The sequence below is a fragment of the Sphingomonas eleionomae genome, from assembly GCF_049889035.1.
In the GTDB taxonomy this organism is placed as follows: Bacteria; Pseudomonadota; Alphaproteobacteria; order Sphingomonadales; family Sphingomonadaceae; genus Sphingomonas.
The window spans coordinates 334,738-348,687 of sequence record NZ_JBLTWP010000002.1 but is presented as its reverse complement, the minus strand read 5'-3'; the positions used below and the strand labels follow the sequence as shown (position 1 = coordinate 348,687).

At 67.5% G+C, this 13,950-nt stretch carries 14 protein-coding genes and 1 other RNA gene; 5 read left to right on the top strand and 10 right to left on the bottom strand.

Annotated elements, in window-relative coordinates; all coding sequences use genetic code 11:
* Positions 1-9: 9 nt before the first annotated feature.
* From holA to ACNI3Q_RS05805, 4 genes are read right to left on the bottom strand one after another with little or no spacing between them, the layout of a single operon-like run.
* Entirely contained in the window at positions 10-1,032 is a 1,023-nt protein-coding gene (gene holA / locus ACNI3Q_RS05820) for a DNA polymerase III subunit delta (protein WP_426274795.1), read from the bottom strand.
* Entirely contained in the window at positions 1,029-1,532 is a 504-nt protein-coding gene (lptE, locus tag ACNI3Q_RS05815) for an LPS assembly lipoprotein LptE (protein WP_426274793.1), read from the bottom strand. The genes holA and lptE overlap by 4 nt, the downstream gene beginning before the upstream one ends.
* Entirely contained in the window at positions 1,529-4,024 is a 2,496-nt protein-coding gene (leuS, locus tag ACNI3Q_RS05810) for a leucine--tRNA ligase (protein ID WP_426274791.1), read from the bottom strand. The genes lptE and leuS overlap by 4 nt, the downstream gene beginning before the upstream one ends.
* A gap of 19 nt (positions 4,025-4,043) precedes the next feature.
* Complete coding sequence (locus ACNI3Q_RS05805) at positions 4,044-4,475, bottom strand: DUF3576 domain-containing protein (RefSeq protein ID WP_260020787.1); 432 nt, start codon at positions 4,473-4,475, stop codon at positions 4,044-4,046.
* Between the two features lie 201 nt (positions 4,476-4,676).
* Here ACNI3Q_RS05805 and ACNI3Q_RS05800 point away from each other — a divergent pair, with 201 nt between their 5' ends.
* Positions 4,677-5,396, top strand: coding sequence for a hypothetical protein (locus tag ACNI3Q_RS05800; protein WP_426274789.1), 720 nt, complete (start codon positions 4,677-4,679; stop codon positions 5,394-5,396).
* 19 nt (positions 5,397-5,415) lie between these two features.
* Here ACNI3Q_RS05800 and ACNI3Q_RS05795 read toward each other — a convergent pair whose 3' ends face one another.
* Positions 5,416-5,928 (bottom strand): thiamine phosphate synthase, encoded by a 513-nt coding sequence (locus ACNI3Q_RS05795; protein WP_426274787.1) that lies wholly within the window; start codon positions 5,926-5,928, stop codon positions 5,416-5,418.
* A 64-nt stretch (positions 5,929-5,992) separates the two neighbouring features.
* On the opposite strand from ACNI3Q_RS05795, the gene ACNI3Q_RS05790 reads away from it, so the two are divergent.
* From ACNI3Q_RS05790 to ACNI3Q_RS05780, 3 genes are read left to right on the top strand one after another with little or no spacing between them, the layout of a single operon-like run.
* Positions 5,993-6,661, top strand: a complete 669-nt coding sequence (locus ACNI3Q_RS05790) for a YggS family pyridoxal phosphate-dependent enzyme (protein ID WP_426274785.1) — start codon at positions 5,993-5,995, stop codon at positions 6,659-6,661.
* Between the two features lie 2 nt (positions 6,662-6,663).
* Positions 6,664-6,894 carry a hypothetical protein gene (locus ACNI3Q_RS05785; protein WP_426274783.1) on the top strand — a complete coding sequence of 77 codons (231 nt, stop codon included), beginning with the start codon at positions 6,664-6,666 and terminating at the stop codon, positions 6,892-6,894.
* Positions 6,884-7,564 carry an HAD family hydrolase gene (locus ACNI3Q_RS05780; RefSeq protein ID WP_426274781.1) on the top strand — a complete coding sequence of 227 codons (681 nt, stop codon included), beginning with the start codon at positions 6,884-6,886 and terminating at the stop codon, positions 7,562-7,564. Before ACNI3Q_RS05785 ends, ACNI3Q_RS05780 begins: the two co-directional genes overlap by 11 nt.
* 55 nt (positions 7,565-7,619) lie before the next feature.
* Here the strand turns inward: ACNI3Q_RS05780 and ssrA are convergent.
* Positions 7,620-7,997, bottom strand: a transfer-messenger RNA (tmRNA) gene (ssrA, locus tag ACNI3Q_RS05775).
* Positions 7,998-8,047: 50 nt separating this feature from the next.
* Here ssrA and ACNI3Q_RS05770 point away from each other — a divergent pair.
* The gene (locus ACNI3Q_RS05770) at positions 8,048-8,479 is read left to right on the top strand and encodes an RrF2 family transcriptional regulator (RefSeq protein WP_260020780.1); all 432 of its coding nucleotides are present in this window, start codon (positions 8,048-8,050) and stop codon (positions 8,477-8,479) included.
* Between the two features lie 8 nt (positions 8,480-8,487).
* On the opposite strand, the gene ACNI3Q_RS05765 is transcribed toward ACNI3Q_RS05770, so the two are convergent.
* Genes ACNI3Q_RS05765 through ACNI3Q_RS05750 form a run of 4 tightly spaced genes read right to left on the bottom strand, consistent with a single transcriptional unit; the run spans position 8,488 to position 13,943 of the window.
* On the bottom strand, positions 8,488-9,177 hold the full coding sequence (locus tag ACNI3Q_RS05765; protein ID WP_426274778.1) for a DJ-1/PfpI family protein: 690 nt from the start codon (positions 9,175-9,177) through the stop codon (positions 8,488-8,490).
* A gap of 2 nt (positions 9,178-9,179) precedes the next feature.
* Positions 9,180-12,584: a chromosome segregation SMC family protein gene (locus ACNI3Q_RS05760; RefSeq protein WP_426274776.1), complete on the bottom strand. Its 3,405-nt coding sequence runs from the start codon at positions 12,582-12,584 to the stop codon at positions 9,180-9,182.
* Between the two features lie 42 nt (positions 12,585-12,626).
* Positions 12,627-13,349 (bottom strand): thioredoxin domain-containing protein, encoded by a 723-nt coding sequence (locus ACNI3Q_RS05755; protein ID WP_426274774.1) that lies wholly within the window; start codon positions 13,347-13,349, stop codon positions 12,627-12,629.
* Between the two features lie 60 nt (positions 13,350-13,409).
* Entirely contained in the window at positions 13,410-13,943 is a 534-nt protein-coding gene (locus ACNI3Q_RS05750; protein WP_426274772.1) for a DUF721 domain-containing protein, read from the bottom strand.
* Between the last annotated feature and the right edge of the window lie 7 nt (positions 13,944-13,950).

The following is a 13,950-nucleotide window of genomic DNA, read 5'->3' as shown; positions in this document are numbered from 1 at the left end:
AAGCGTGGATCAGCGCAACTGGGTGCCATCCGCGGCGATCCGGATCAGCGCCTCTGCGCCAAGCAGATCGCCGACATTGCCGCTGCTTTTCATCGCGCGTTCCGCCGATTGAAGCCGGACAATCGCTTCGGCAATGCGGGGTGAGGTCCAGCGGCGCAGCTGGCGCGTCACCTTTTCCTGTTCCTTGAAATGGATGCGCGCTGCCTCGACCGCGTCCTTGACGCCGGCACCGCGATCCACCTGTTGCCGCATCTGGGCCAGGTCGGTCAGCCGGCGCACGGCCGCGCGCGTGACGGCAATGCCGCTGATGCCCTCTGCCTCGAACCGGGTCAGATCCGCGCCAAGGACCGGCAGATTGCCGTCCAGCATCGCATCGACCAGATGCCCGACCTCATGCTCCTCAAGGTCGGCGCCGATCGCGGCAAGTGCGTCCAGCCGGGCATCGACCGGATGATCGGGGCTGGCGTCCAGATACAAGGCGAGCTTTTCGATCTCCCGCGCCATGACGGACCGGTCGCCGCCACTGGCCACCGCGAGCCGTTGTGCCGCGCGCGGATCGAGGCGAAGGCCCTCTGCCTTTGCCAGATCGGCCGCAATCCGCGTCGCCGCCGCCGCATCCGGGATATAACAGCCATAGGCGATCGCCTTGCCATGCGTTTGACAAAGCTTGACCAGCTTGCCCGACGTCTTGACGCCAGGCGCGATCATCACCGCAGGATTTCCGGCTTTTTCGATGCCGAGCAATTGGTCGGCAGCGGCCAGCGACTCCTCGCCCGCGCCGGTCACGCGGATCCAGCGACGATCCCCGAACAGAGAGAGGGAGGCGGCTTCCTCTGCCAGTCGACCGGGGTTGGAGCGCAGCGTCGGCCCGTCCAGATCGACCCGTTCGGCCTGTTCACCCATTGCACGGCGCAGCCGGTCGACCAGCGCGGCGGCGCCCGCCTCGTCAGGGCCGTGCAGCAGGAACAGCCGGACCTGATCGTCCGGCCGGTCGAGCCGGGGTGCAATCTCGGCAGGCTTGGTGAGTTTCACTCGTCCCTGGCCTGGCGCTGGGCGAACAGGGCCAGCCGCGCCACCATCTGATCGGCGATGATGCCGGACAGCCGCTCAAGCGCCGTCCGCTCCGCCGCAATGGTGGCATATTCCGATCCGACCACGTCGATGCCGGCATCCGAACCCGCCGTGGCATCCACCACCACCTGCCCCGTCGACAGATCGACCAGTTGATACCGGGCGCGCAGCGTGCGGCGTTCGCGCGCCACACTGTCGTCGCCGCGCACGCCCAGGCCGATGATCTGATCGTCCAGCGTCACGTCCAGTCGATAGGCGGGGGCGCCGCCCGCCTCAGTCGCGGCCATCCGGTCGCGCAGGGCATTGGCGACCAGCCAGCCGGACTGCCCCTCAATCGGTGCAACCTCGATCCCCGACAGCAGCGTGCGGGTCGGGCTGTTCATCCCGCCACCATAAAGCGGGCGAAGGCCGCACCCTCCCGTCAGGGCAAGCATCAGCAGCGGGGCGATTATGCGGATCATGCGACGATGTTGACCAGGCGATCAGGCACCACAATCACTTTTTTCGGGGTCGCCCCTTCAAGGATGCGCTGAACCTTTTCGGACGCCAGCGCCGCTGCCTCTGCAACATCCTTTGCAGTACCCTTTGGCAGGGTCAGCGTATCGCGCAGCTTGCCGTTCACCTGCACCGCAACGGTGACCTCGTCATCGACCAGCAGGGCGGGATCGACCGCCGGCCATTCGGCGTCCGCGATCAGGCCCGAATGGCCCCAGCCGGCCCAGGCTTCCTCTGCGATATGCGGGGCCATGGGCGCGACGATGCGGGCAAGCGCACGGATGGCGACGGTGCGCGACGCCGATGGCGCGGCCTTTTCGATGGCGCTGACCAGTTCATAGAGCTTGGCGACGGCCTTGTTGAAGGCGAGCGCCTCCACATCCTCTGCCACGCCCGCGATGGTACGGTGCAGCTTGCGGTCGAGCAGCTTGTCCTCGCCAGCGGCATCCTCAAGCCCATCGAACAGGCGCCACAGCCGCTGGATGAACCGCCACGCGCCCTCAATGCCGTTTTCCGACCATTCCAGATCGCGTTCCGGCGGCGAATCGGACAGCATGAACCAGCGGACGGCGTCCGCCCCGTACTGATCGACGATTTCGGTCGGATCGACGGTGTTCTTCTTGGATTTCGACATTTTCTCGACCCGGCCGACCGTCACCGGCTGGCCAGAGGCGATTTCGACGCCATCGCGAATATCGTCGGGCGACAGCCAGCGGCCATCCGCCGACTTGTACGTCTCGTGCGTCACCATGCCTTGCGTGAACAGGCCGGCGAACGGCTCCGCCACGTTCAGCTTGCCGATATGGTTGAGCGCGCGCGTCCAGAACCGGGCATAGAGCAGGTGCAGGATCGCGTGTTCCACCCCGCCGATATATTGCGCGACGGGCAGCCAGCTTTCCGCGACGCCCCTGTCGAACGGCTGATCGTCCGGCTGGCTGGCAAACCGGATGAAGTACCAGCTGGAATCGACGAACGTGTCGAGCGTGTCGGTTTCGCGCTGCGCAGGCTTGCCGCAGGACGGGCAGTCGACATGACGCCAGGTCGGATGCCGGTCCAGCGGATTGCCGGGGATATCGAAACTGACGTCATCCGGAAGGGTGACGGGCAACTGCTCCTTTGGCACCGGCACCGCGCCGCAGGTTTCGCAATGGATGATCGGGATGGGCGTGCCCCAGTAACGCTGGCGCGAGACGCCCCAGTCGCGCAGCCGCCATACGGTGGTGCCCTTGCCCCATCCTTCCGCCTCGGCCCGGTCGATCACTGTGCGCTTCGCCGCATCGACCGACAGGCCGTCAAGGAAGCGCGAGTTCACCAGAGCGCCGGGACCGGTATAGGCGGTGTTGCCTTCGAACACCGGGTCAGTCGCATCGCCATCGCTGACCACGCGGCGGACGGGCAGGGCGTATTTGCGGGCGAAATCCAGGTCGCGCTGATCATGCGCGGGCACGCCGAACACCGCGCCGGTGCCATAATCCATCAGCACGAAATTGGCGATATAGACTGGCAATTGCCATTCGGAATCAAAGGGATGGGTGGCGCGCAGGCCCGTGTCGAGGCCCAGTTTCTCTTGCGTCTCGATCTCGGCCGCTGTCGTGCCGCCCAGCTTGCACTGGTCGATGAACGCCTGAACCGCCGGGTCGTTCGCCGCCAGCGCCTGAGCAATCGGGTGATCGGCGGCGATCGCGACGAAGCTGGATCCGAAAATCGTGTCCGGCCGGGTGGTGAACACCTCGACCGAGCCGCCGTCGGACAGCGCGAAGCGGAATTGCAGGCCGACCGATTTGCCGATCCAGTTTTCCTGCATCAGCTTTACCTTGTCGGGCCAGTGTTCAAGCCCGTCCAGCCCGGCCAGCAAATCCTCGGCAAAATCGGTGATCTTGAGGAACCACTGGCTCAGCTTGCGCTTTTCAACGAGCGCGCCGGAACGCCAGCCGCGCCCGTCGATCACCTGTTCATTGGCCAGCACGGTCATGTCGACCGGATCCCAGTTGACCGCGCTTTGCTTGCGATAGACGAGGCCAGCGGCATAGAGATCAAGGAACAGCGCCTGTTCCTGCCCGTAATAGGCGGGATCGCACGTCGCCAGTTCGCGCGACCAGTCCAGCGCAAAGCCCAGCCGCTTCAGCTGTGCCCGCATCGTGGCGATGTTGTCATAGGTCCAGGCGCCGGGATGTACCTTGCGCTCCATCGCGGCATTTTCGGCCGGCATCCCGAACGCGTCCCAGCCCATGGGGTGCAGCACCTCCATCCCCTGCATCCGGCGGAACCGGGCGAGCACGTCGCCCATCGTGTAGTTCCGCACATGGCCCATATGGATTTTCCCCGACGGATAGGGAAACATCTCAAGCACATAGCTTTTGGGTTTGGGGGAATCGTCGCGCGCGGCAAAGGTCTGGCGCTCGTCCCAGACCGATTGCCAGTGCGCGTCCGCTTTCAGCGCGTTGAAGCGTGACGCCATGAGGGGGTGTGCCTGACCTTTAATTGACGACGGCGGCGCGGCGCAGATCGCGCGCGCGAGTGAGGATGATGTCCTCAAGCTTCTGGACCGTGGCGGCCTGAACCGGGGCATCGACCCACTGGCCGGCGCGGTTCACCTGACGCTGGGCGGCAATGCGCAGCGCATCGGCGCGCAGATCGCGATCCAGGATCGATACCGTGACCTTGCTCCGCTCGGTCGGGGTGTTGGGGTTCACATACCAGTCGGTGACGATGACGCCGCCGTTCGAATCGGTCTGCAGCAGCGGCATGAAGCCCAGCGTGTCCAGGCTGGCCCGCCACAGATAGCTGTTGACGCCGATGGTCGTCACCTGAGACGCGGCCAGATCGGCCTTGGGACGGTCCCGACCGCCACAGGCGGCAAGCGCCAGCACGGCAGGAGCCAGGATCAACAGACGCGACAGGCGGATCATCGGCATTTCCCTTGAACAAACGGGCGGCACTGCGAAGACGCGCGCCACCGGCTTCTATAGATGCTGACGCACAAGCCGCAAGCCGGGCGCCATTCATCGCCCCTCTGTGGATAACGCGCAACAGGTTGGCGGGAAAGCGACTCTGGCAGTGGAACTTGCACCGTCGTTCGTGGTAGCGCTTTCAACGGGAAGGACGAACCGATGACATTGGGTCGGATCATGGCCGGGACGGGAATAGTCGCGCTTTTGCTCGGCACTATCGTCGCGCCTGCGATCAGCGCCCGTGAAACCGCGATCGACCGTGCGCCCGTCCGCTTTACCAACACCGTTGCGACCCCGCTGGGCAGCTTTACGCCGGCGACCGCCGACCCGCGACTCGCGGCGCTGATCGCGCGCACGGGGATGAGCGCAACCGGGTTCCGCTTCACGCCCGCCAGTGATTCGGTCGATCGGCGCAAGCCGGTGACGGTTGCGGTCCGCGCCCGTTCCAGCCGGATGCCGGTCCTGTCCGACCGGACGGCCGCTGCCGCCCCGTCGGGCGTTGCGCTTGCCCCGATCGCCTATGACCTGGGCGTTTCGGTCGGCTGGAAGCGGTTTGCCGTTTCCGGTGCGATGACTCGCGTCGACCTGGCCGGTGCGCCGGGCAGCCAGGAACGCGTCGACCTGGGCCTTGGCTATCGCGGCAAGCGCGCCAGCGCTGCTGTGAATGCCGGCACCAGCCGCCCGCTGACCGACGTGCCGGTCGCGGTCACCGATCTGCCCAGCTATTCGGTCGACCTGACCAGTTCCTATTCGCTGACCCGCAACCTCGATGTGACGGCGGGCGTGCGGTACAAGGCGGAGCGGGATCGCCTGCCCCAGATTCAGGACAATCGCCGCGACAGCCAGGCGGTTTATGTGGGCACTGCCTTCCGCTTCTGATCGCTGAGGGCTGGTCCGCTCAGCGGCGTGCCATGCCGCCGGAAAACGCTTCTATTCCCGCCCAGCCGTAAATGCCGCGCCAGTTGAGGCCGCGCACCCGCCGCACATTCATGCCGCCCAGCAGGATGACCGGGGCCGGTGCGCCGATCACCAGCCGCCGTAGCCGCGACCGATCCAGCGGGGGCGCGCCCGGATGGGACCGGGTGGCAAAGACCGGCGAGAGAAACACGAGGTCCGCCCGCGCCCGCCGGGCCAGGCGAAGTTCCGCCGGGTCATGGACGGGCATGGTTCGGATCGCCGGGCGGCCGCGCACTGCATGGCGGCCATGCACGCCCGCCTCCCGAGCGGCCAGCCGCAGCGGGCCGGCACGCAGCACGAGCAGGTGCCGCGACCGTGTAATCCGCAACACCCGGTTGAACAGCCGCCGCCGCTCTGCCGTCGGGGTGGCATAATGGCGCAGGACGATGCCAGTGCCGGGGGGCAGGCGTCGGACGATATCCAGCAATCGATCGCCCAGCCGCTCGTCGGTCATCAGCCATGTTCGCGGCAGCAGGGAGGGGTGGCGGCGGGGCATTGCCCTGCCTATAGCGCGGGCCATGTCCGAACTCGATCCCAAGACGCGGCTGGCCGATGTGCACCAGCAGATTGATCGCGCCGCCCGGCTGGCGGGGCGAAAGGCCGATGCGGTGACGCTGATCGCTATCAGCAAGACGCATGAGGCCGATGCGATCCGCCCGCTGATCGATGCCGGCCAGCAAGTATTCGGCGAAAATCGGGTGCAGGAGGCGCAGGGCAAATGGCCCGCGCTGATCGAGGCGACGCCGGACCTGACGCTGCATCTGGTCGGACAGTTGCAATCGAACAAGGCGGAGGATGCCGTCCGCCTGTTCGATGCCATTCATTCGGTGGACCGCCCGTCGCTGGTCAGTGCCCTGGGGAAGGCAATGGATCGCACCGGGCGGCGGCCGGATTGTTTTATCCAGGTGAATATTGGGGACGAGCCGCAAAAGGGCGGATGTGCGGTGGCGGAACTGCCCGCGCTGCTGGCCGGGGCGCGCGATGCGGACTTGCCCGTCGCCGGGCTGATGGCGGTGCCGCCGCTGGAGGTGGATCCCGCCCCCTATTTCGCGCTGCTGGCCAAACTGGCGCGCGATCATGGCCTGACCGGCCTCAGCATGGGGATGTCGGGGGATTATCCGACCGCCGTCACGATTGGCGCAACCCATGTTCGGGTCGGCAGCGCCCTGTTCGGAGCGCGGGGATGAGCATGATCCAGCGCCTGTTCGGGCTGGTGTTGCCCAAGGCATGGATGCGCGGGCTAGAGCGCGAATCCCGGCAGTGGATCATGCGGTGTGTCGCGTGCGGCCACGGTCGATCGGTGTGGGATGCAGGCGGCATCCGCTATGGCGCGACCGCAACCCCGCGCATGCGGATCCGCTGCCGTCAGTGCGGCGGCAGACTGGGACAATTGCGACGCGAGGAAGATGATGCGCTTTGAAGGTATCCTGTTCGATTTCGACGGCGTCGTCATCGAAAGCGAATATGAAGGCAACGCCCATATCGCCGATTATCTGTCGCGGATCGGCCATGCGACCAGCGTCGAACACGCGATGACGCATTTCATGGGCCTGTCGGGGCGTCAGTTCATCGGCGCGATCGAGGGATGGATCGGCCGCCCGCTGCCCGAGGATTTCTATGCCGAGCGCGCGGCGGAGGATGCCCGTGCGATGCGCGAGGGGGTGGGGCCGGTCAACGGCGCGATTGCGTTTATCCGGTCGCTGCCCGCCGATCTGCCGATCGCCATCGCATCGTCGTCCAGCCATGCGTGGATCCGCCGGCACCTCGACCATAATGGCCTGCTCGACCGGTTTGACGGCCGGATTTTCAGCGGGAAAGAAGATGTGCCGCCCGGCCGGGGCAAGCCGGAGCCGGACCTGTATCTGTACGCCGCACAGGCCATCGGGCTGGACATCGCGCGCGCGGTCATTCTGGAAGATTCGCCGGTGGGCGTCACTGGCGCACTGAAAACCGGGGCGACGGTGATCGGGGTGACGGCCGCCAATCACTGCGTGAACGGTCATGCCGACCGTCTGCGCGCGCTGGGCGTGCAGCATATTGCCCAGGATTATGGCGCGGTGCGCGATCTGATCGGTCTGACGACCGCCTGACGGGTTCGTGGGAAAGGTGCCAGGGGTTCTGTTGCCCGGCCCCCTGGCGGCCGCTGGTGTCCACTTCTGTTGCCCGGTGTGGCCCGAACCGCGCTTTTGTCTGACTAACCTAGTCCGTGAGGACTTGGGTTAGGCCGCAATCGCGAGCGCCTCGTTATCGTTGGCACTTGTAAAATGGGCCGTCGCGGTGGTCCCATTCCGAGCGAAAGCTGCGCCTTTCAACACACGTCGATCCTAGTTCGGCCCCGTCAATCAAGCTGAGGGCTTGCCGCCACGCATGAAGCGTGGCGCCGAGCGCCTCAGCTCGGGTGGTGGAGCCGCCGGGTACTGCCCCCGGGTCCGCTGCGCCTACTTGATACGCCGCAGTTTATCGCCATAGCCGGGCGAACCCGGCACAACCGATATAGGCAGCGCGCCGAATAATGCCAAGTCCGATCGGAATTCGCCATTTCCCCGCCACAATGCGGGCGTTATAGGACAGTCATGCTCACCCAGCGTTCCCGCTATGCCCTGCGCGCAATGCTGTTCCTGGCGACTCAGCCGGTCGATGGCGCGCCGACGCCAATGAACCGGATCGCTGCCAATGCCAATGTACCGCGCAAGTTCCTTGAGCTGATCCTGGCTGACCTGCGCGAGGCGGGGTTCATCCATTCGATGCGCGGCAAGGCGGGCGGCTATCATCTGTCGCGTCCGGCGCACCTGATTTCGCTGGGCGAGGTGATCCGCGTGATCGAAGGGCCGCTGGCGCTGGTCCCCTGTGTCAGCCGCACCGCCTATCGCCCGTGCAAGGATTGTGCGGACGAAGCGACCTGTGCCATCCGCATCGCCATGGCGCGCGTTCGGGACGAAACCGCCCGCATCCTGGATGGCACCAGCCTGGCCGACGCCACCGCCAAGGAACTCGCCGCGGCCTGAACCGCGCGCTAGAAGCCCAGCCGCTTCGCCGCCGCCATCAACCGCGCCTCCCGATCCGGGGCCAGGCGGTCGGCCCGTGCGCGATAATCGGCAATCGTTTCAGCCATCGCGCGATCGGGCGACCCGCTGTCAAAGGGCGGGGCGGGATCATATTCCAGTGCCAGCTGAATCAGCCGTGCGTGGTCCTCTCCCCGGATCGCGGCGGTCAGCGCCAGGGCAAAGTCGATCCCCGCCGTCACGCCGCCGCCGGTCGCCCGATTGCGGTCGATCACGGTGCGCGCGTGGACCGGTTCTGCGCCGAAACGGGCAAGGTGATGGTGCCACATCCAGTGCGTGGTCGCGCGATAGCCGCGCAGCAGCCCCGCGGCACCAAGGATCAGGGCGCCGGTGCAGACACTAGTGACCCATTGCGCCTGTTCGCCGACCTGTCGCACCCAAGCGAGGCTTTCAGGATCGTCGATCACGTCCTCCACCGCCATACCGCCGGGCACCATCAGGATATCGGCCCCGGTCACGTCGCTCATGCGCGCGGTTGGCAGGATGGCAAAGCCGCTGTCGGTCGGCACCGGATCCAGCGTTCGCGCGACATAGTGCAACGGCCCGGTGCCCAGCCGCGACAGCACCTGAGCCGGCCCGGTCAGGTCAAGCTGTGTCATGCCGGGAAACAGCAGGAACGCGATGCGGGGCGCGCCGTCCATCGCTATTCCGCCGCCATCAGATCGCTGGCCCCGCCCAGATCGACGCTGACCAGCCGGCTGACGCCGCGTTCCACCATCGTGACGCCGAACAGGCGGTGCATCCGGCTCATCGTCGCGGCGTTGTGCGTGACGATCAGGTAGCGGGTGCGGGTTTCGCGCGTCATCGCATCCAGCAGGTCGCAGAACCGGTCGATATTGGCATCGTCCAGCGGCGCATCCACTTCGTCCAGCACGCAGATTGGCGCGGGATTGGTCAGGAACAGCGCAAAGATCAGCGCAACGGCGGTCAGCGCCTGTTCGCCGCCCGACAACAGGGTCAGCGATTGCAGTTTCTTGCCCGGCGGCTGAGCCATGATTTCCAGCCCCGCCTCCAGCGGATCATCCGAATCGATCAGTTCCAGATGCGCCTGGCCGCCATCGAACAAGGTGGTGAACAGCCGCCGGAAATGTCGGTCCACCGCCTCGAACGCAGCGGTCAGCCGCTGGCGCCCCTCCCGGTTCAGCGTGCCGATGCTGCCGCGCAGCCTGGCCACCGCCTCGGCAAGTTCCGCAGCTTCCGCCGCGCTCGTCTCACGCGCGCCTTCCAGTTCGGCCAGTTCGCTTTCGGCGACCAGATTGACCGGCCCGATGCGTTCCCGGTCCAGCATCAGCCGTTCATGCGCAGCCGATTCGCTGGCCGGATCGCGCACCGCTGCGCCATCGAAGCCCACGCGTTCGGGCAGCAGCGGCGGGGGACATTCGAACCGCTCGCCCGACAACCGGCCCATTTCGACCCGGCGCAGTTCCTGATTTTCGGCACGGGCGGCGGCACCAGCACGGGCCTCGCGCGCCTCGGCCAGCGCCTCGGCAGCGATCCGGCTGGCCTGTTCCATGGCGGCCAGCGCCTGTTCGGCGTCGCGTTCATGCTGACGGGCGTGAACGGCGGCCGATTCGATCCCCAGATAGGCGTCGGCAAGCGCGTCGATCTCTGCCGTCAGGGCATCGGGCCGGTCCGCAATCGCGGTCCGTTCGTCGGCCAGCGCCGCCGCACGCGCATCCATATCGGTGATGCGGCGCGCCGCTTCGCCTGCACGGGCGTTCCAGCCCTGTCGCTCGGCACTGGCGGCGGCAATCCGCTGCCGGTCGCTGGCCATCGCCTGATCCAGCGTGGCGCGTTCTGCGCGCCGCAGGGCCACGTCGGCGCGGCGTGCCTCGGCCTCACCCGACAGCAGCGCCACCTGAGCGACCGTGGCGCTGCCATCGGGCAGGGCGTCCAGCGCAGCGGCAGCGCGATCACGCTCGGCAAGGGCATCGCCATGCTCGGCCGCCACCCGTTGTTGCCGGGCGGCAAGGTCGGCGCGCTGGGCCGCCAGCCGCTCGATCTGCGCGCTCAGCCGGTCTTCTGTCCGGGTGGCGTCGCGCAGTTCGATTTCCCCCGATTCCATGTCGCGCCGCGCCAATGCGATGGCCGTGCGACACGCGCCAAGCCGTTGATCGATCGCCGCCAGCGCGGCATCGGCAGCGGTCAGCGCCGCCTCTGCCGCCGGCCGCTGCGCCTCGATCGCGCGCAGCCGGTTGACCCGGATCAGCCGTTCTGCCGCCGCAGCGCCGCCGCCGCGCGTGACATAGCCATCCCAGCGCCGCACGGCCCCGGCCAGCGTGACCAGCCGCTGACCCACGGCCAGCGGCTGACCCGCATCCTCGTCCACCACCAGCACCTGTGCCAGCCGCCGGGCAAGCGCAGCGGGCGCATCGACATGCCGGGCAAGCGGGGTCGCCCCGGCGGGCGGGGACGGATCGCCGGGCAGGGGGTTGGCCCCCGCCCAGTGCCGGTCTGCCGCAGGATCCAGCCCTGCCTCAAGATCATCGCCCATCGCCGCTGCCAGCGCGCGTTCGAACCCGTCCGCAACGGTCAGCCGGTCGAGCAGCCGGTCGTTCGCAGCCGCCGCCGTCGCCTTGCGCAGCGCCGCCGCTTCTCCGTCCAGCATCGACAGGTCGGCATGGGCATGGGCGCGCACGCCCTGTGCCTGTTCCCGCGCGGCATGGACGGCGCGTTCCTCCGCCTCTGCATTGGCCAGCTGAGTCCGGGCCGCATCGATGCGGTTCGCCGCCGCTTCGCGCCGCTGCGCTGCGCTGGTCCGTTCGGCCTCAAGCGGGGCGGCATCGCCCAGTGCGGAAAGCTCTGCAGTGGCGCGGGCGACATCGCGCTCGGCCCGTTCTAGCCGCTGTCCGGCGGCGGCCAGCGCGGCGCGGGCAACCCGGATATCCGCAGCCTCGCTGGCCTGTGCCGCCAGGATTTGGGCCAGCGCGACTTCGGCATCGCGGGCGGTCCGCTCTGCCTCGGCCAGGGTGCTGTCCATCGCGGGCAGCCGGGCCGAAGCCTCGCGCACCTGTTGCTCCAGCGCCTTGACCTCGCCGGTCAGCCGGGCAATCGCCTCTGCCGCATCGCTGGCCAGCGCGCCTTCCCGCGCGCGGTCAGCGGCCAGCCGTTCTTCCGCGGCCCGGATTTCGGCAAGCCGCCGTGCGGCGCTGCCCTGTTCGGAGCGGAGCGTTTCCAGCCGGTGGCGGGTTTCCGCCGCCCGGTCGTGCGCGGCAAGGGCATTGGCGCGGGTCGTTGCCAGTGCATCGGTGGCGGCGCGGGCGTGGGCGGCGGCGGCATCCAGCGCGGCCATCCGATCGGCGACCAGCGACTCGGCGGCCTTTGCCTCGGCCCGCGCCGTATCGGCAGCGGCGGCGGCATCGCGCCACCGGGCATAGATCATCCGCGCCTCTGCCACGCGGATCTGATCGGAGAGGGTGCGATATTTCTCCGCCTGTCGCGCCTGACGACGCAGCTGTGCGATCCGCCCCTCCTGATCGGCGATCAGTTCGCCAAGCCGGGTCAGGTTCGCCTCGGTCGCGCGCAGTTTCTGTTCGGCGTCCCTGCGCCGCACATGCAGCCCGGCGATGCCGGCCGCTTCCTCCAGCATCTGGCGACGTTCGGCCGGTTTTGCGGCGATGATCGCACCGATGCGGTTCTGGCTGACCAGTGCGGGGGAATGCGCGCCCGTCGCCGAATCGGCAAAGAGCAGCGCGACATCCTTTGCCCGGACGTCGCGGCCATTGATCCGATAGGCGGATCCGGCACCGCGTTCGATGCGGCGCACCACCTCCATCTCCTCGCCGCCGTCCAGATCGGCGACCAGCGAGACTTCGGCAAATTCGCGGGCAGGGCGCGATGCCGTGCCCGCGAAGATCACATCCTCCATCCCCGAACCGCGCATGGACCGGGGGCTGTTTTCCCCCATGGTCCAGCGCAGCGCCTCAAGCAGGTTGGATTTGCCGCACCCGTTGGGGCCGACGATCCCGGTCAGCCCCGGTTCGATCCTGAGATCGGCGGGATCGACGAAGCTCTTGAAGCCGGTAAGGCGCAGCCGCTTGATCTGCACGGGTGGTTGCGGCCCTCCCGCTTCAGGCTGCGCCGCCGGTCATCAGGCGCCGGCGGCCTTTAGCGCGGCTTCGACCTGGCTCCATGCCGAAGCGTCGATGGAACGGCCGTTCAGCAGGAAGGCCGGCGTGCCGTTCACCTTGAACTCGGTCGTCGCGGCCTGGGTCTGCTTGGTCAGCCGCTCGATCGCCGCCTTGTCGGCCAGACACGCCTTGGCCTTTGCCTCCGGCACGCCGCGCTGCTTGATGAAATCCAGATAGCCCATCGTTTCGCCGATATAGGCGGCAAGCGCATTGGGATCGTTCTGCAACGCCTGGGCGCGCTGTTCGGAAATCGACGACTGCTTGGCGATGAAGGCCGACTGGTTGGCCATCATCTGATCGAGCACCGGGAAGAACGCGGTGTCGGGCACGCAGTTGCCCAGCAGGATCGGCGCCAGATCGACGACGCCGTGCACCGGAAATTCCCGGAATTCAAAGCTGACCTTGCCGGTCGAGATATAGTTGGCCTTGAGCGGTTCCATCCCCTCGATCGCAAAGCGGGCGCAGGTCGGGCAGGTGCGCGATCCATATTCCACCAGCTTGAGCGGCGCATTGGGGTTGCCCAGGCGAACGCCGCCCTCCGGCGTGCGGGCGACCGTCGTCGTCCAGTTCTGGCCCGCGGGCGGGGGCGCTGCCTCCACCGGGCCTTCGGCAACGACATTGCCCTCTGCACCGCCGCCACAGGCGACCAGAACCAGAGGCAGGGCGAGGATGAGCTTACGCATCGTCAACGACGGTCTCCTGACAAGATATTTCGGGCGTTCTGGCCGGTTCCGCGCGCGGGATCAACTGATCTTGGCAATCGGCAGCGGCAGGGGCGGGCTATCCTCGATCCCGGCGGCCAGCGCCTCCAGCACCCGGAGCAATTCGGGATCGGCAACGGCGCGGACATTCTCCCCCACCTGCACCGGATTGGGTGGCGGCGCCGGGCGGGGCGGGGTGGGTGCGCGGCGGGGCGGCGCGGCCTGCCGGAACACGATCCGGGCGACGGCGGCATAGCCGAAGAACCGGTTCACCCGGTCCATGATCTCTGGCGAGATGTGCTGCATCATCGTGCCATAGGCAGGCGATACCTGCAGCGTCAGCACGCCATTGTCCCGCTGTCCGTGCGGAAAGCGGAGCGATTCGGGCTGCGACACGCGGGCATAGCGTTCGCCGACGATTTCGGGCCAGCGCGTGACGATCGCGCTTTGCACGAAACCGAACCGGCGAAATGCCGCCCGGCCGACATCGGGCAGCAGATCGGCGACCGACCGCGTGCCGCCGACGCGCTGGCGCGGCAGATCATGAGTCGGTGCAGGTTGTCGGGATTTGGCCATGGCCACT